The organism is Pseudundibacterium arcticum (assembly GCF_042646465.1).
GTDB classification, from domain to species: domain Bacteria; phylum Pseudomonadota; class Gammaproteobacteria; order Burkholderiales; family Burkholderiaceae_D; genus Undibacterium_A; species Undibacterium_A arcticum.
This window is the reverse complement of record NZ_JBHRTP010000032.1, coordinates 36,954-53,432: the sequence shown is the minus strand read 5'-3', so window position 1 is coordinate 53,432 and position 16,479 is coordinate 36,954. Positions and strand designations below refer to the sequence as shown.

Annotated in this window: 19 protein-coding genes; 5 read left to right on the top strand and 14 right to left on the bottom strand. The window is 60.1% G+C overall.

The window, feature by feature from the left end; genetic code table 11:
- Positions 1-50: 50 nt before the first annotated feature.
- The 5 genes from ACFOFO_RS11125 to ACFOFO_RS11105 all read right to left on the bottom strand — a co-directional run bounded on the left by ACFOFO_RS11125 (position 51) and on the right by ACFOFO_RS11105 (position 4,137).
- A complete protein-coding gene (locus tag ACFOFO_RS11125) occupies positions 51-665 on the bottom strand; it encodes an SCO family protein (RefSeq protein WP_390331544.1) in 615 nt (204 codons plus the stop codon).
- A gap of 19 nt (positions 666-684) precedes the next feature.
- Positions 685-1,569, bottom strand: coding sequence for a heme o synthase (cyoE, locus tag ACFOFO_RS11120; RefSeq protein ID WP_390322164.1), 885 nt, complete (start codon positions 1,567-1,569; stop codon positions 685-687).
- A 52-nt stretch (positions 1,570-1,621) separates the two neighbouring features.
- Entirely contained in the window at positions 1,622-2,740 is a 1,119-nt protein-coding gene (locus ACFOFO_RS11115; RefSeq protein ID WP_390322163.1) for a COX15/CtaA family protein, read from the bottom strand.
- A 4-nt stretch (positions 2,741-2,744) separates the two neighbouring features.
- The gene (locus ACFOFO_RS11110) at positions 2,745-3,263 is read right to left on the bottom strand and encodes an SCO family protein (RefSeq protein WP_390327850.1); all 519 of its coding nucleotides are present in this window, start codon (positions 3,261-3,263) and stop codon (positions 2,745-2,747) included.
- A gap of 103 nt (positions 3,264-3,366) precedes the next feature.
- Complete coding sequence (locus ACFOFO_RS11105) at positions 3,367-4,137, bottom strand: SURF1 family protein (protein ID WP_390322162.1); 771 nt, start codon at positions 4,135-4,137, stop codon at positions 3,367-3,369.
- Positions 4,138-4,248: 111 nt separating this feature from the next.
- Between ACFOFO_RS11105 and ACFOFO_RS11100 the strand changes: the two genes are divergently transcribed.
- Entirely contained in the window at positions 4,249-4,449 is a 201-nt protein-coding gene (locus ACFOFO_RS11100) for a twin transmembrane helix small protein (protein ID WP_390322161.1), read from the top strand.
- 133 nt (positions 4,450-4,582) lie between these two features.
- On the opposite strand, the gene ACFOFO_RS11095 is transcribed toward ACFOFO_RS11100, so the two are convergent.
- From ACFOFO_RS11095 to ACFOFO_RS11065, 7 genes are all read right to left on the bottom strand, one after another.
- Positions 4,583-5,443, bottom strand: coding sequence for a cytochrome c oxidase subunit 3 (locus tag ACFOFO_RS11095; RefSeq protein ID WP_390322160.1), 861 nt, complete (start codon positions 5,441-5,443; stop codon positions 4,583-4,585).
- A 38-nt stretch (positions 5,444-5,481) separates the two neighbouring features.
- The gene (locus ACFOFO_RS11090) at positions 5,482-5,697 is read right to left on the bottom strand and encodes a DUF2970 domain-containing protein (protein WP_390322158.1); all 216 of its coding nucleotides are present in this window, start codon (positions 5,695-5,697) and stop codon (positions 5,482-5,484) included.
- Between the two features lie 19 nt (positions 5,698-5,716).
- Positions 5,717-6,292 carry a cytochrome c oxidase assembly protein gene (locus ACFOFO_RS11085; protein ID WP_390331589.1) on the bottom strand — a complete coding sequence of 192 codons (576 nt, stop codon included), beginning with the start codon at positions 6,290-6,292 and terminating at the stop codon, positions 5,717-5,719.
- 1 nt (position 6,293) lies between these two features.
- On the bottom strand, positions 6,294-6,356 hold the full coding sequence (locus ACFOFO_RS11080) for a hypothetical protein (protein WP_390327848.1): 63 nt from the start codon (positions 6,354-6,356) through the stop codon (positions 6,294-6,296).
- Positions 6,357-6,435: 79 nt separating this feature from the next.
- Positions 6,436-8,052 carry a cytochrome c oxidase subunit I gene (gene ctaD / locus ACFOFO_RS11075; RefSeq protein ID WP_390331543.1) on the bottom strand — a complete coding sequence of 539 codons (1,617 nt, stop codon included), beginning with the start codon at positions 8,050-8,052 and terminating at the stop codon, positions 6,436-6,438.
- Between the two features lie 20 nt (positions 8,053-8,072).
- Positions 8,073-9,245, bottom strand: a complete 1,173-nt coding sequence (gene coxB, locus ACFOFO_RS11070) for a cytochrome c oxidase subunit II (protein WP_390322157.1) — start codon at positions 9,243-9,245, stop codon at positions 8,073-8,075.
- Between the two features lie 320 nt (positions 9,246-9,565).
- Positions 9,566-10,444: a methyltransferase domain-containing protein gene (locus ACFOFO_RS11065; protein WP_390327847.1), complete on the bottom strand. Its 879-nt coding sequence runs from the start codon at positions 10,442-10,444 to the stop codon at positions 9,566-9,568.
- Positions 10,445-10,656: 212 nt separating this feature from the next.
- On the opposite strand from ACFOFO_RS11065, the gene ACFOFO_RS11060 reads away from it, so the two are divergent.
- The 3 genes from ACFOFO_RS11060 (at position 10,657) to ACFOFO_RS11050 (ending at position 12,727) form a co-directional block, all read left to right on the top strand.
- Positions 10,657-11,436, top strand: a complete 780-nt coding sequence (locus tag ACFOFO_RS11060) for a ComF family protein (RefSeq protein ID WP_390322156.1) — start codon at positions 10,657-10,659, stop codon at positions 11,434-11,436.
- Positions 11,437-11,595: 159 nt separating this feature from the next.
- Positions 11,596-12,066 carry a tRNA (uridine(34)/cytosine(34)/5-carboxymethylaminomethyluridine(34)-2'-O)-methyltransferase TrmL gene (trmL, locus tag ACFOFO_RS11055; RefSeq protein ID WP_390322155.1) on the top strand — a complete coding sequence of 157 codons (471 nt, stop codon included), beginning with the start codon at positions 11,596-11,598 and terminating at the stop codon, positions 12,064-12,066.
- Positions 12,067-12,226: 160 nt separating this feature from the next.
- The gene (locus tag ACFOFO_RS11050) at positions 12,227-12,727 is read left to right on the top strand and encodes a copper chaperone PCu(A)C (RefSeq protein ID WP_390322154.1); all 501 of its coding nucleotides are present in this window, start codon (positions 12,227-12,229) and stop codon (positions 12,725-12,727) included.
- An 83-nt stretch (positions 12,728-12,810) separates the two neighbouring features.
- On the opposite strand, the gene ACFOFO_RS11045 is transcribed toward ACFOFO_RS11050, so the two are convergent.
- Together ACFOFO_RS11045 and ACFOFO_RS11040 are read right to left on the bottom strand one after the other, a co-directional pair.
- On the bottom strand, positions 12,811-13,308 hold the full coding sequence (locus ACFOFO_RS11045; RefSeq protein WP_390322152.1) for an adenylyltransferase/cytidyltransferase family protein: 498 nt from the start codon (positions 13,306-13,308) through the stop codon (positions 12,811-12,813).
- A gap of 126 nt (positions 13,309-13,434) precedes the next feature.
- The gene (locus ACFOFO_RS11040; RefSeq protein WP_390322151.1) at positions 13,435-14,295 is read right to left on the bottom strand and encodes a ferritin family protein; all 861 of its coding nucleotides are present in this window, start codon (positions 14,293-14,295) and stop codon (positions 13,435-13,437) included.
- Positions 14,296-14,717: 422 nt separating this feature from the next.
- Between ACFOFO_RS11040 and ACFOFO_RS11035 the strand changes: the two genes are divergently transcribed.
- Positions 14,718-16,427 carry a methyl-accepting chemotaxis protein gene (locus tag ACFOFO_RS11035; RefSeq protein WP_390322150.1) on the top strand — a complete coding sequence of 570 codons (1,710 nt, stop codon included), beginning with the start codon at positions 14,718-14,720 and terminating at the stop codon, positions 16,425-16,427.
- Positions 16,428-16,479 lie beyond the last annotated feature (52 nt).

The window sequence follows — 16,479 nt, the reverse complement described above, 5'->3', positions numbered from 1 at the left end:
GTCCCGTGTCCCGTCCTGACATAGGGGCAGGAAAAACCTGCGCCTCAACCTCATTGCAACAACAATTTCAGGTCATGTGCAATCGGTGCCGCGCCCTGGCCATGCCGGATGAACAGCCGGATCCGGCCCTGTGGATCGAACACATAGCTGCCGGCGGTGTGGTCCATGGTGTAACTGCCGGGCGTCTTGCCCGGAACTTTCTGGTAAAACACCTTGAATTCTTTCGCCGTCTTTTCGGTCGCGGCCAGATCGCCGTACAGCCCCAGAAAGCGCGGGTCGAACGCCGGAATATACTGTGCCAGCAGCGCCTGGGTGTCGCGCTCGGGATCAATGGTAACGAACAATACCTGCACTTTATCGGCCAGCGGCCCGAGCTCCTTCATGACCGCGGCCATCTCGGCCATCGTGGTCGGACAGACATCCGGGCACTGGGTGTAGCCGAAAAACAGCACCACCGTCTTGCCCTTGAAATCGGCCAGGGTGCGCGGCTTGCCGGTATGGTCAGTCAGCGCGAAATCCTTCGCATAGGCCAGGCCGGTGACGTCAGTATTGGCAAACGGACTCTGCGCCGACGACAGGGTGATCTGGTTGCCACCGTCGGCGGGCTTATCACAGGCCGACAGCAACAACGACGCCAGCAGCAGCGCAATGCAGGAAAGCTTCATCGTGACCTTGGAAGCAGTATCAGAATCGGAAATAGTGATCGACCAGCAACGCGGCAAACAGCAGCGACAGATAGATGATCGAATAGGTGAAGGTTTTACGCGCCATCAGGTCGCTGTAATGGCGATAAAGCTGCCATGCGAACCACAGGAAGATCGCGCCCAGTACCGCCGCCGCCGCCAGATAGATCAGGCCGCTCATCGCGACCGCATACGGCAGCATGCTGGTGGCCACCAGCGCGATCGTGTAGAGCCAGATATGGAAACCGGTAAATTGGAGGCCATGCGTGATCGGCAGCATCGGCAAGCCGGACTTCGCATAGTCGTCGCGCCGGTACATCGCCAGCGCCCAGAAATGCGGCGGGGTCCAGACGAAAATGATCAGCACCAGCAGCAAGGCCTGCATCGGCACTTCGTTGGCGACCGCAGCCCAGCCCAGCGCCGGCGGCATGGCACCGGACAGCCCGCCGATCACGATGTTCTGCGGCGTGGCCGGCTTCAGAATCATGGTATAGATCACCGCATAGCCGACGAAGGTCGCAAAGGTCAGCCACATGGTCAGCGGATTGACCAGGTTGTACAGCACCAGCATGCCGGCGCCGCCGATCAGGCCGGAAAACACCAGCGTCTGCGGCACCGTGATCTCGCCCCGCGCCATCGGGCGGCGCGCGGTGCGCGCCATGCGGGAATCGATTTCGCGTTCGACCAGACAGTTGACCGCGAACGCGGCGCCGGCCAGCAGCCAGATACCGAGCGTGGCAGCCGCCACGGTCTGCCAGTTCGGCAGATCCGGGGTGGCGAGGAACATGCCGATGACCGCGCAAAACACCGCCAGCTGCGTCACGCGCGGCTTGGTAAGCGCCCAGTACTGGGCAATGCGGTTGGCTGGTACGGTCAGGGTTGTCATGATTGAATTCAAACAGAGTTCAGGCGCAGATTCGGCGCACATCAGTCACGCATCAGGTTGCCAAGCGCTGCGCGCCGGACAGACCCGGCGCCGTGGCCACGGAAAATTTAGCCCTGTAGTTTACCATGCTCAGCAGCAGCACAAGCAGCGCCGCGCCGCCGTTATGCGCGACCGCAATCGCCAGTGGCCAGCGCAGGAAGATGGTCGAGACACCGGTCACGAATTGCAGCGCCAGCACCATCAGCAGCCAGCCGCCGAGTGCGCGCAAACCGTCGGTCTTCAGCGCCTTGTGCCCGACCCATGCCACCACCGCGATCACGACCACGGCGAAACTGCGGTGCAGCCAGTGGATCGCGGTCAGCGCCGGGAACGGCAGGTAGTCGCCGCTGGCGGTCTTGCCCAAGTGGCGCCACAGCGTAAAGCCATTGGCAAAGTCCATGCTCGGCACCAATTGGCCATGACACAAGGGGAAGTCGCTGCACGCCAGTGCCGCATAATTGGTACTGACCCAGCCGCCGAGCGCAATCTGTATCAGCAGCAGCACGGCGGCGACGGCGGCCGGCACGCGCAGGCTGGTGCCATGGCGGGCAGCTGGCAACGGATTTTGCGTGCCCTGGCGGGCGGCCAGCCATGCCAGCAGCGCCAGCAAACCGAGACCGAGCAGCAGGTGGGTGGTGACGATCACCGGCTGCAGTTTCTGGGTCACGGTCCAGGCGCCGAATGCGCCTTGCAGGCACACGAACAAGAACAGCGCAGTCGGCAGCCAGGGCGAGAATTTGGGCGATTTGCGCCCGGATTTGAGCCACAGTCGCCACGCCACCAGCATTGCCGCGACGATCAGCACGCCGACGCTCATCGCCAGATAGCGATGGATCATTTCAATCCAAGCCTTGACCAGCGTCACCGGTCCGGTCGGCATCAGCACTTCGGCGGAGCGGATGTCGGCATGCGCCTGGAACGGGTTGGCCTGACCGTAGCAACCGGGCCAATCCGGGCAGCCGAGTCCGGAATCGGTCAACCGCGTGAAGGCGCCAAACATGATCAGGTCGAACGTCAGGAACAGCGTGACCCACACCAGTTTGCGGTATTTGTTCGGGTCGTTCGACACCCAGACCACGGCCAGCGGCAGCAACGCGACCAGCAGGCCGGTGATGGCGAGTTGTATCAGCATATCGTCATCCTATGCTGGAAGCCTTCAGCAGCTTGCTCAGGTCCTTCTTGATCCGGTTCGGATCGGCATCCTTGGGGAAACGCATCATCAAATTACCCAAAGGGTCGATCATGTAGATATGGTCGGCCAGCACGCTGCCTTGATCGGCCGGCAGCCACGCCTTCAGCGCGTCCGGTTGCGCGCGCAGCAAGCGGGTGCCGTCGTATTCGCGCATGGTGATCGTTGCCAGCGGTTGTTCGTCCGTGATCAACCAGACCCGCTCGATGCGATCCATTTCCTTGCCTTGGGCCAGCCGTAATTGCCGCATATCGTACAACTTCTTCTGGCAAGCCGCCTGGCAGTCGGCGTCGTTGACTTGCAGCATGATCCATTTGCCCTTGTAGGCATCCAGACCGCCCGCTTTGCCGTCCAGCGTCCTCAGGTCCAGCGTCGGCATCGGATAAGACTTCGGATCAAGCAGGGTGCCGTAATTGGTGCGGCTTTGCGGCTTGATCACGTAATAAGTGAAATATGAAGCCAGCATCGGCGATGCGCAGATCGCAATGATCAGGAACAGTTTCCAGCGGCCGCTACTCTGTTGCCGGCGCGCCGATTGATTGGCTGTTGTGCCTTGCAGGTCCTGCAGATTATTTTGTTCCACGTCGAAACCCTGTGACTACGAAAAAAAGGAAGGCCATCGCCGCCAGTGCATACCACTGGAAGGCGTAGCCGCGATGCATGTCGATACCGTCCGATGGTTGCGGCCAGTCCCGCACCAACTGGTCCTGCTGGTCTTGCTGGTCTTGCTGCCGCGGCCGATCGTCCGGCGCGCCGGTCGGCTGGGTCTGCTCGACCATAAACGGCTGCAGTTTGAGTCTGCTGGCCGCGGCAAATTCCGCGATTTCGAGATTTTGCACGATTGCATTGGACTGCAGTGTCGCCGCGCGACCCAGCTGCATCACATGGCCTGGCTTGCGGCGGACCATGCCCTCGATCTCGATTTCCCCGTCCGCCGTGTGATACGGAAACAGCTGCTTGCGATCACCGATGTTGACCGGCATCCAGCCGCGCTCGACCAACACGTGCATGTCCGACCCGGCGATCCGGAACGGCATCAGTACATAAAAACCGGGGCGGCCCTGATACGGCCGGTTATCCAGATAAACGGTCCAGCCGCGGACAAATTCGCCCTTGATGCTGACCCTGCGATATTCGAGATCGTCGGCCGCCACCGGCTGCGCTCCCAGCACGATTTTCGGTGCCAGTGCGCGTGCCGACAACTGCTGCGCGATCGCCGTTTTTTGCGCGGCGCGACGGCTTTGCCATTGACCGAGCGAGATCCCCAGCACAACTGCCAGCGCGGCCGCAACAAACGGTATCGACCGAAACCGGAATCTGAATTTGCCGCTGACAAGCATTACAATATCGCCTTAATCGATGGCCGCTGCATGCAGCGTCATATTGCGCCTGGCAACTAAGCCGGCGCCAGCCGGAACCTCAATCGTCATCACCATCATGAAAATTGCACCATGAAAATCGTCGTCGCCATCGCCTTCATCCTGATCATCGCCAGTCTCGCTTCCGCGCTGGTCTTTTTAATGACCGACAAGGGCAAGAGCAATCGTACGGTCAAGGCGCTGGCGTTCCGGGTCGGATTTTCAATCGCGCTGTTCATCTTCATCCTGATTTCGTACTCTCTGGGCTGGATCCAGCCGACCGGGATTCGCTGAATAACCGGACCGCGTGCGCGCACTGCGCGCCCGATACGGCAGAAAGTGACATCCTGACAATCAAGCTATCGGCCATGTAAAAAGCCGCACCGAGGTGCGGCTTTTTTATGCCAGCTGATCTGTCGGAGACTGCTTACAGCCAGTATACGACAACGTACAGGCCGAGCCAGACCACGTCGACAAAGTGCCAGTACCAGGCAGCACCTTCGAAAGCGAAGTGGTGCTCCGGTGTGAAATGACCCTTCAGCACGCGATACAGCACGACCGACAGCATGATCGCACCCATCGTCACATGGAAGCCGTGGAAACCGGTCAGCATGAAGAAGGTCGAACCGTAGATGCCGGACGTCAGCTTCAGATTCAGCTCACTGTACGCATGCATGTATTCAAACACCTGGAAGCCCATGAAAGTCACGCCCAGCAGGATGGTCGCGAACAGCCAGATCGCAGTCTGGGTGCGCTTGTTTTCTTTCAGCGCATGGTGGGCGATCGTCAGCGTCGCGCCGGACGTCAGCAGCAACGCGGTGTTGATGGTCGGGATCGGAAACGGACCCATGGTCTTGAACGACTCGACCACACCGGCCGGGCCGACGCTGCCCCACACCGCGTTAAAATCGGGCCACAACACCTTGTGATCGAGATCACCGAGCCACGGCAGCGTGATGGCGCGCGCATAGAACAGGGCGCCAAAGAAGGCCGCGAAAAACATCACTTCGGAGAAGATGAACCAGCTCATGCTCCAGCGATAAGAGATGTCGATACGTTTGCTGTACAGGCCACCTTCCGATTCGGCGATCGATTCGCCAAACCAGTTGTACAGAATCACCAGCACGCACAGGATGCCGGCGATATTGGCGTATGGACCCCACGCCAGGTCGTTCACCCACGCAGAAGCGCCGACCATGGTCAACAGCAGCGAGGCGCCGGTCAGCACCGGCCATTTTGACGGCCCTGGCACGAAATAATCGGGCGCGGTAACGTGTTGCGAACTCATCTTATTCCCCTAGAACAATTTTTAAATTATTACTTTTATTACTTTAGCAGCACTATCTTCACTATCACGATCAGCGTCACGATCAGGGCCAATGCGCCAATCACACCGGCGATCACGATATGGAGCGGATTGAGCTGCGCCGCATCCTTCTCGTGATCGCTTCTCTTTCGCACGCCGAAAAACGACCAGAATACCGTCTTGACCGTCGCGCCAAACGATGCCTTGCGCTTTGTTGCGTGTTTCAAATCCTGCATAAATGCTTTCCGGTCAGCATTAACTTGCCTTGCCTGCAGATCCGTCGACCTCGAAAAAAGTGTACGACAAGGTGATCGTTTTCACATTTTTCGGCAGCGCCGGATCGATGTAGAACACCACCGGCATCTGCTTTGCTTCATTCGGGCCCAAAGTTTGTTGCTTGAAGCAAAAACATTCGACCTTCTTGAAAAATTCAGTCGCCTGTTGTGGAGCATAACTCGGTATTGCCTGGGCGTTAATGCTGCGCGCCTGCTTGTTCACCACCTCGTACACCACTTGTGCCATCTCGCCAGGGTGCACTTGCACGCTGCTGACGGTGGGACGAAAACGCCACGGCCCCTGCGCATTCGCATCGAACTCGACGGTAATCGTGCGTGACTTGTCGATCTGCGTATTGACGGTCGAATCCACCGTCACATCCTTCGGCGTCAGCACGTTGACGCCGGTGATTTCGCAAATCTTCTTGTACATTGGCACCAGCGCATAGCCAAAGCCGAACATCAGCACTGCGATCAACAGCAGCTTGCCGAGCATCTGAAGATTGATTTTCTTCGCGTAGTCGGCAACCGCGCTGTTGTTCTCCCTACTTTTCACCTCAACCCAGCCATAGACGTTGGACAAACACACCGAGGAAAAAGATCAATGCGATGCTCGCCATGATCAACGCGGTGCGCAAATTGTTTGGTTTCTTTGGTGCCGGCATTTTCTAGTGCGGCAGGCTCGCGCCCGCCGTCCGCTTACTTCACGATCGGTGGGACTTCAAAGGTGTGGAACGGTGCCGGGCTCGGCACGGTCCATTCCAGCCCCTCGGCGCCGTCCCATGGCTTGTCGGCCGCTTTTTCACCGCCGCGTATCGATGGCAGTACCACCGCGAACAGGAAATACACTTGCGACAGGCCGAAGCCGAGCGCACCGATGCTGGCGATCATGTTGAAATCGGTGAACTGCGCCGGGTAGTCGGCGATACGACGTGGCATACCTGCCAGCCCCAGGAAGTGCATCGGGAAGAAGGTGATGTTGAACGTGATCAGCGAGGCCCAGAAATGGAACTTGCCACGCGCTTCGCTGTACATGTAACCGGTCCACTTCGGACCCCAGTAGTAGAAACCGGCGAACAGCGCGAACAGCGAACCGGCCACCAGCACGTAGTGGAAATGCGCCACCACGTAATAGGTGTCATGGACCTGGATGTCGATCGGCGTTACCGCCAGGATCAGGCCGGTGAAGCCGCCCAGCGTGAACACGAAGATGAAGCCGATCGCGAACAGCATCGGGGTTTCAAAACTCATCGAGCCGCGCCACATGGTCGCGATCCAGTTGAAGATCTTGACGCCGGTCGGCACCGCGATCAGCATCGTTGCGTACATGAAGAACAGCTGGCCGGTAACCGGCATGCCGGACGTAAACATATGGTGGGCCCAGACCATGAAGGACAGGATCGCGATCGATGCGGTCGCATACACCATCGATGCGTAGCCGAACAGCTGCTTGCGGGCAAATGCCGGGATAATCTGCGAGATGATGCCGAACGCCGGCAAAATCATGATGTACACCTCGGGATGGCCGAAGAACCAGAAAATATGCTGGTACATCACCGGGTCACCGCCGCCGGCAGCATTAAAGAACGAGGTACCGAAATGACGGTCGGTCAGGGTCATCGTGATCGCGCCGGCCAACACCGGCATCACGGCGATCAGCAGGTAAGCGGTGATCAGCCAGGTCCAGCAGAACATCGGCATCTTCATCAGCGTCATGCCAGGTGCGCGCATGTTCAGGATGGTGACGATGATGTTGATCGCGCCCATGATCGACGAAGCACCCATGATATGGACCGCGAAAATCGCCAGATCCATGCCCGGCCCCATCTGGGTCGAGAGCGGCGCATACAGCGTCCAGCCGGCAGCAACCGCACCGCCGGGAACCAGAAAGGAACCGATCAACAAGCATGCAGCGACCGGCAGCAGCCAGAAGCTGAAGTTGTTCATACGGGCGAAAGCCATGTCGGGAGCACCGATTTGCAGCGGGATCATCCAGTTCGCGTAACCAACGAAGGCCGGCATGATCGCGCCGAACACCATCACCAGGCCGTGCATGGTGGTCAGTTGATTGAAGAATTCAGGCTGCATCAATTGCAGGCCGGGCTGGAACAATTCGGCACGAATGGCGAGCGCCATCACGCCACCGGACATGAACATGAAGAACGAGAACCACAGGTACAGCGAACCAATGTCCTTATGGTTGGTCGCATACAACCAGCGGCGCCAGCCATGCGGGTGATCGTGATGACCGTACGCGTGATCGTCTGATTGATCGTGTGCGTGACCGGTAGCCGGATTGATTGCGGTTGTGCTCATCTCAATGTCCTCGATTTCAATTACTTGCGCGCAGCCAGAACTTCTGCTGGTTGAACGATGTTTTGCTGGGCCTTGTTCGACCAATTATTGCGGGTATAGGTAATCACCGCGGCCAGCTCCGTATCCGACAACGCTTTCCACGACGGCATCGCATTCTTGCCGTTCAGGACCAGCTGGATTTGTGCCGCTTTCGGGCCGCTGACCACGGCCGAGCCGTCCAGCGCCGGGAATGCTCCCGGCACGCCCTTGCCGGTAGCCTGATGGCAGGCGACGCAATTGGTCGCATAGACTTTCTCGCCGCGCTGCTTCAGCTCATCGACGGTCCACACCTTGTTTGGATCATCCGCCTGCGCCGCCATTTCCTTGTTCTTGCCATCCACCCATTTCTTGTAGTCGTCTTCGGATACGACATTGACGACGATCGGCATGAAGGCGTGTTCCTTGCCGCACAGCTTGTCGCACTGGCCGCGGTAAGTACCGATCTTCTCGGCCCTGAACCAGGCATCGCGCACGAAACCAGGAATCGCATCCTGCTGCACGCCGAACGACGGGATGGCCCACGCGTGGATCACGTCGTTGGCGGTGGTGATGATGCGGATTTTCTTGTTGACCGGCACAACCACGGGATTGTCGACTTCGATCAGATAGTTGTCGCCGCGCGCTTCGGTCGGCGCGACCCCCGGTGCGCCCACCTGCGTGCGTGGCGTGGCCAGGTTCGACAGGAAGGAAATGCCCTGACCATCACCTTTCAGGTAGTCATAACCCCATTTCCACTGCATGCCGGTGGCCTTGATCGTGATGTCGGCGTTCGAGGTGTCCTTCATCGCCACCACGGTCTTGGTCGCCGGCAGCGCCATCGCGATCACGATCAGGAACGGCACGATGGTCCAGGCGATCTCGACGGTGGTGCTCTCGTGGAAGGTCGCGGACTTGTGGCCCAGCGATTTGCGGTGCTTGAGGATCGAATAAAACATGACGCCAAACACTGCCACGAAAATTACCAGGCAGATGATCAGCATGAAGGTGTGCAGCGAATAGATTTGCTCGGCAATCTTGGTCACCGGCGGGTGCAGGTTGAGCTGATTGACCGCGGGACCACCCGGGATATCCTTGACTTCCGCTGCCGACGACAGCCCGCTGGCCAGCATTGCGGCAGCAAACATCATCGATTGAAGACGCTTCGCATGTTTCATGTTTTCCCCAACCACCCAAATTAAGAATTCTGTATAACCACGCACTCGGCACGGATGCCATCGAGGACGGTGGTTCTGGCGCAGCCTGTGACCCGCTGCCGCGCATTGCGCCGGATCGTGCGAGCACTGCCTAAAACCGTAGGAGTATAAGCGCGAAAGGCCCTAGTTATCAAGCCTAAAACAGTAGCGCAGGCGCCCAAATCGGCCTTTATTGACCCAATTCAGCCACTGCCGAGGCGCAATGTTGACGCGGCTCCGATGCGATCGGCGTCACGGCTTGATGCCATCCAGGCCGACATGCGGGATTCGAGTGTGAGCGCCTACTTCCGTTTTTTAGGCAGATCCAGCCTGATGATCGCTTCGCCGCCGGCGGTGGTCTTGGGGACCGGGCGGAACGCGTGACCGTAGATCACCTCGAAACTGAGCGGGATGCGGCCGTCGGCGTCGCGCATGCGGTCCAGCGCGGCGCGCATCCGCTGCCACGCCCGCCGTCCCGTCAAACCATGGCGCCGGTTACTGAGCGGATTGCCGCCCAGCGCGCGCACCTCGGCCAGCAGCTTGTCGATCGACTCGTAGGTGACGGTAATCGTCTCCATGTCCATCACCGGCGTCGAAAAGCCGGCGTTGACCAGCATGTCGCCGAAATCGTGCATGTCGACGAACGGCAGTGCATGTGGCGTAATATCGATCGCTTCGGCCGCCTCCGCCGCTGCAAAGGCGGCGCGCAGTTCCTTGAAGGTGTCCGGGCCAAAGCACGAAAACATCAGCAGGCCGTCGACCCGCAACACCCGGCGCCATTCGGCAAATACGCGATCGGGCTGCGGATGCCAGTGCAGCGCCAGATTCGACCACACCAGGTCGAGCGCATTGACGCCGAACGGCAGCCGGGCGAAATCACCGCACAGCAGATCGGCGTTCAAACCTGCCGGCGGACGGATCCCGCTCGGCAGCCACTTATTCAGCAAACGATTCACCGACGACTGCGCTGCCGCCTGTCGCTGGCGGGCCGCAAGCAGCATCGCGGGCGCCGCATCGATCGCCAGCAACTGCGCATCGTGGAAGCGTTTCTGCAGCATCGGCAGGTCCGCGCCCTCGCCGCAACCGGCGTCCAGCACTCGTTGCGGCGCGATTTTTACCAGTTCCAGTCGCTCGCGCATGCGGTAGGCGACTTCGCGCCGCAGGAAATCCGACGCCGCGATGCGGGCCGGCAACGCGAACAGGCGGCGCACCCGGCGCAGATCGATCGGTGCGCTGAATGCGGAATCGGGGATGGCAGATGGTGAAGGCACGGGATCGGTACGCGAAGGCGATGATGAGATAATGCGCAACAGTTTACACGCAACCGCACGCAAGCCGCGCCACGGTTCGGCGCTGCCAACTACTGAATCCCACCGCAAGGATAGATTACTGCATGTTCTCCCGTGTGCGTCACTGGTCGCATCATCTGCTGGCACGCCTGCCTGCGGCGCTGCCATCATCTTGCGCGCTGTGCGCCGGCGCCGCCCGTGACGGCATGTGCGACGGTTGCCAGCAACAATTTTTTGGCACGCGGCGAACGCGTTGCCCGCAGTGCGCGATTGCGTTGTCATCGCCGTCGCAGTATCCGGCAAGCGCCACCGCCGCAACCAGCGCGACCGTCTGCGGTGATTGCCTGCAGCAACCGCCGGCGTTCGACGCGACCATCGTGGCCGCCGATTACGCGGCGCCGGTGGATCAGTTGGTGCTGGCCTTGAAATTCGGCAATCAGCTGCCGCTGGCGCCGCTGTTTGGCCGCATGCTGCGCGATGCATTGCTGCTGACACATGCCGACAGGTTCGCGCTGCCCGACCTGCTGACCGCAGTGCCGCTCGGGCCGCAGCGGCTGGCGCAGCGCGGTTTTAACCAGGCGCTGGAAATCGCCAGGCCGCTGTCGCGTGCGCTCGGCGTTGCGCTCGCGCCGGGCCTGCTGCTGCGCGCGCGCGACACCTCGGCACAGGCGCTGCTGCATCCGGACGAGCGCCACAAAAATATACGCAATGCCTTCGTGGTGGCCGGCGACGCGATCGACGTTGTGCGTGGCAAGCATATCGGCGTGGTCGATGACGTGTTGACCACCGGCGAAACCCTGAACGAACTGGCCGCCACCCTGAAGCGCTTCGGCGCGGCCCGCGTTACCAATTTTGTGTTTGCCCGAACGCCGCCGCGAAAATGAATGCTTTGTAGCAGTATATTAAAATATCGATTAATAACCGGCGGCTTCCGACGACATTACCACGGAGTATATTGTCAAGCTCCGCCCCGGCGGTGCCGGATTCGGCCCCCGGCACGCCCACTTCCAACGCTGCCTGCGATCATCCTTGAGGAGAAACCCTTGTTCCACGTCGTACTGGTCGAACCAGAAATCCCGCCCAACACCGGCAACATCATCCGCCTGTGCGCCAACACCGGCGCCCAGTTGCATCTGATCGAACCGCTCGGCTTTCCGCTGGACGACGCAAAAATGCGGCGCGCCGGGCTCGATTATCACGACTACGCGACGATGCAGGTGCATCGCAACTGGGCTGCGTTCGTCGCCGCGCAGGCGCCCGACCCGGCACGCATGTTCGCGCTGACCACGCACGGCGCGACGCCGTTCGCCAGCGTCAGCTTCCAACCCGGCGACGTGTTCGTATTCGGGTCCGAAACCAAGGGACTGGACCCGGCGCTGCGCAACACGTTTGCGCCGCAGCAGCGGATCCGGCTGCCGATGCGCCCCGACAATCGCAGCCTGAACCTGTCCAATACTGTCGCCGTGGTGGTGTATGAAGCGTGGCGCCAGAACGGCTTTGCCGGCGGCGCTTAATGATTCGCCGGTTGCTATAATCCGCACCACAACGTCGCCACAGCGGCGGCCGCCGCATCGGCGGCGGCCGCTGCGGCACCGATACCGGATCGCCGGTTGCGAGAACCGCGCAGCGACAACACAACGATCCCGACTATCCTCTTATCGCCGAAAGACCATCATGCCATTCCGCAAACTTCTGCCGCTGCTCCTGCTGCCACTGCTCGCCATCGGTATCGGCGCCAACGCACAGGCACATGACTATCATTTACACCAGCTGCACGTCATGCACCCGTATGCCCGCAGCACAGTGCCGAACCAGCCGACCGGCGTGGTCTACATGACGATCGAAAACAAGGGCGACCAGGCCGACCAGCTGATCAGCATGGAGACGCCGATTGCCAGCAGCGTCGAAATGCACAGCATGTCGATGGACGGCAATGTGATGCGGATGCGCGCGATCGACAGCCTGGAGCTGAAACCGGCCAGCACCACCACCCTGAAGCCGGGCGATGGCTATCACATCATGCTGATCGGGCTGAAGCAACCGCTGAAGGCCGGCGACAAGTTTCCGCTGCTGCTCAGATTCAAGAAAACAGGCGAGATCGGCGTCGCCGTATGGGTCGAACAGGTGAAGGCCGAGGCCAACGGTGGCGCCATGTCGGAGCACCATCACCACTGATGTAATGACAGGCGGCGCGCGCGGTGTGGCGCCGCGCGGCCACCGAGGTGACGGTGTGCGCAGTCAAACCCGCGCGCCAGATGTCAGGTAGCTTGCCGTACCTTGGACAGCAGCTTGCTGGTCGAGCGGTCGTGTTCGAAGTCGATCGCCACCGCCTGCCCGCCATAGGCCAGCACGGCGCGGCCCTCCGGAATCGCATCCATCTGGTAATCGCCGCCCTTGGCATAAATCTCCGGCCGCGCCAGCAATACCGTTTCGAGCGCGGTGTCCTCGTCGAATGCCACCACCAGACTGACCGATTCGAGCGCGGCCAGCACCGCCATCCGGTCTTCGCACTGATTAATTGGCCGGTCGTCGCCCTTGCCCAGGCGCTTGACCGAGGCATCGGTGTTGACTGCGACCACTAGCGAACCGCTGGAACCGGGAGCAGTCGCCAAGGCCCGCGCTTGCGCCAGATAGGTGACATGGCCGCGATGCAGGATGTCGAACACGCCGTTGGTCAGCACCACCGGCTTCGGTAGCGCTGCGACGCGCTGCTGCAGCTCGGCGCGACTGCATATCTTGTTTTCAAAATTGGACATAGCGAATAAAAAAAGCCGCAATCATTTGCGGCTTTCATCTTAACTGATTCGACGCCCCCGGTTAGCTGCGGGCCGTAGAACATACCACACTGCGCATATCAAACTGCACACATCAAACTCCGCACATCAAGCCGCGGGATTAAGCGCCAGGCGCCCGGTCACTTCCTTACGGTAGCGGTTCAGGTCCTGCACCGTGTCAAAGCTGCGCTCGAACAACAGCGACATATTGTGCAGGATGCGCTCGACCACCTTTTTTTCCCACTCGCCATCGAACTTGATCTGGTTGTCCAGCCAGCGCTCCAGCCAGCCCGGATCGGGCAAGCGTGATTGCACGGTGTCGTTCGGGAACAGCGATTCGTTGACGTGCAGATTGGTCGGGTGCAGCGGTTTCTCGGTGCGGCGCGACGACGCCATCAGCACGCCGATCTTGGCAAATGCGGCGCGGGTCTGGTCAGCCACCACGGCACTGCCGACGCTCAGCGCTTTCTTCATGTAGCGCAAGTAGGCACCGCCATGGCGCGCCTCGTCCTGGCTGATGATCTTGTAGATCTGCTTGATGACGGGTTCGCTGTGCCATTCGGACGCGCAGCGATACCAGTGATTGAGCCGGATCTCGCCGCAGAAATGCATCATCAGGGTTTCCAGCGGCGGCGCCGGGTCGAATTCGAAGCGTACATTCTGCAACTCCGCCTCGGTCGGCACCAGCTCGGGACGGAACCGGCGCAGGTATTCCATCAACACCAGCGAGTGTTTTTGCTCTTCAAAAAACCAGACCGACATGAAGGCTGAGAAGTCGCTGTCGCCGCGATTGTCGCGCAAGAACATCTCGGTCGCAGGCAATGCCGACCACTCGGTGATCGCGTTCATCTTGATCGTTTGCGCCTGCTCGTCGGTCAGCTTGGACGCGTCGAACTGATCCCACGCGATATCGGTGTCCATATTCCAGCGCACTTGTTCCAGCGATTTGAAAAGTTCTGGGTACAGCATATCTGCCTTAATGAATTTGAATTTATCATCTAATTTTAGCAGAGATCGTGTTACCTATTGATTACATCGTCGCGCATTGTGCATTGCCATATCAGCAAGTTACCTTGCTATCCGATCAACGAAATGATGAATGTTCAGCGTCAAAAAACAACAGCAAGCAGCTGGATCAATTTATACCCTGATAGATGGCATCGGCTTTCGCAATCAATACCTGTGCTAACGATCCATACCCCGCAATTTACGTAAAAATTGTCAAAGTTAGCAGTAGACAGCAGCAGTTTTTCTAGCTTTTGCCGTATACCGCTATATGGTCACGAGCCTAGAATAAGATTCCACCCGCCAATATTCTACGTGCCTGCTCACCCTCATTTGCTGCAATGCAGCAACCATTCGCAATCGAATTGTCATACGGACCAACGGCCATGAATTTCTCATCGAATATGCGCATCGGTGCCCGCCTCGGCATCGGCTTCGGCTCCGTGCTGCTGGTGATGACGCTGATTACTTGCCTCGGCATCTGGCGCCTCCATGAGGCCGGACAGATGACCGGCCGCCTGGTCAAACACGAACTCACGGTCGAACGCAGCATGCGCGAATGGTACGCAGCGACCCAGGTCAACGGTGCCAGAACGCTGGCCTATGCGCGCAGCGCCGAACCGGATGTGCAGAAATCTTTTCAGACCGAAATCGACGCTTTCACCAAGCGCATCAGCGAGATCCAGAAAGAACTGGAACCGGCGATTACCAGTACAGAAGGCAGGGCAATCTTTGCCGAAATCGCGAACACGCGAAGCGCCTATAGAGCCGCGCGCGAAGCGGTATTCAGCGAGAAGAAGGCCGGGCATGAAGAGGCCGCGCAGAAACTGGTGACGGCGCGCCTGATGCCGGCTATCGATACTTACATGCTGAGCATCCGCAAGCTGGTCGACTACCAGGCCGCGCAAATCAACACGATGGCCGCTGCGGTCGAGGCCCAAGCGCAGTCGAGCCAGCTGCTGCAATCCGTGCTGGGCGCGCTGGCGCTCGGATCCGGCCTCGGCTTTGCGTACTGGATTGGACGCTCGATCACGCGCCCGCTGAACCAGGCTGTCAGCGTCGCGCGCCGCGTTGCGCAAGGTGACCTGAGTGGCAGCGTGGAAGTCAGTTCACGCGACGAAATCGGCCAGCTGATGCAGGCACTGAAGGACATGAACCACAGCCTCGGCACGACGGTTGGCGCAGTGCGGGTCGGCATCGAGACCATGCAGCTGGCATCACGCGACATCGCCGCGGGCAATAGTGACCTGTCGTCGCGTACCGAAACCCAGGCCTCGAGCCTGGAAGAAACCGCCAGTGCGATGGAACAATTGACCGGTACCGTGCGCCAGAATGCCGATAACGCGCGCCAAGCCAACCAGCTGGTGCTGTCGGCCTCGGAGGTCGCCGCCAAGGGCGGTCAGGTCGTGTCGCAGGTAATCGAAACAATGGGTTCGATCAAGGACAGCTCGCGCAAGATCGTCGACATCATCGGCGTGATCGACGGCATCGCATTTCAGACCAACATCCTGGCGCTGAACGCGGCGGTCGAGGCGGCGCGTGCCGGCGAACAGGGGCGCGGCTTCGCGGTAGTCGCCGCCGAGGTGCGCAATCTGGCCCAGCGCTCGGCAGCCGCGGCGAAGGAAATCAAGGCGCTGATCGGCGACTCGGTGGAAAAGGTCGATGCCGGCAGCCGGCTGGTCGACAATGCCGGGCGCACGATGGAACAGATTGTCAACGCCGTCAAACATGCGGCCGACATCATGAGCGAAATCGCCGCCGCCAGCCAGGAGCAACGCGTCGGCATCGACGAAGTGAACCGGGCCATCGGACAGATGGACGAAATGACGCAGCAGAATGCGGCAATGGTCGAACAGGCCGCTGCCGCCGCCGAAAGCCTGCAGGACCAGGCGCAAACACTGTCGCAGGCGGTCAGTGTATTTACGCTGGCAGCGGCGGCGCCGTCCATCGCACTGACGCATCAGGCCGCGCCTGCCGTCGGCATAGTGGTCAAACCGCCACCGTCCCGCACCAGGCTCTCCGTGGTGCGGACGCGCGCCACGGCACCGAAGACGGCGCGCATGGCCGGCGGTCATGCCGATTGGGAAGAATTCTGAAGCGCCGCCGATGGCGCCAAAATCCTGTCGGATGCCCGCATCGCAACCGATG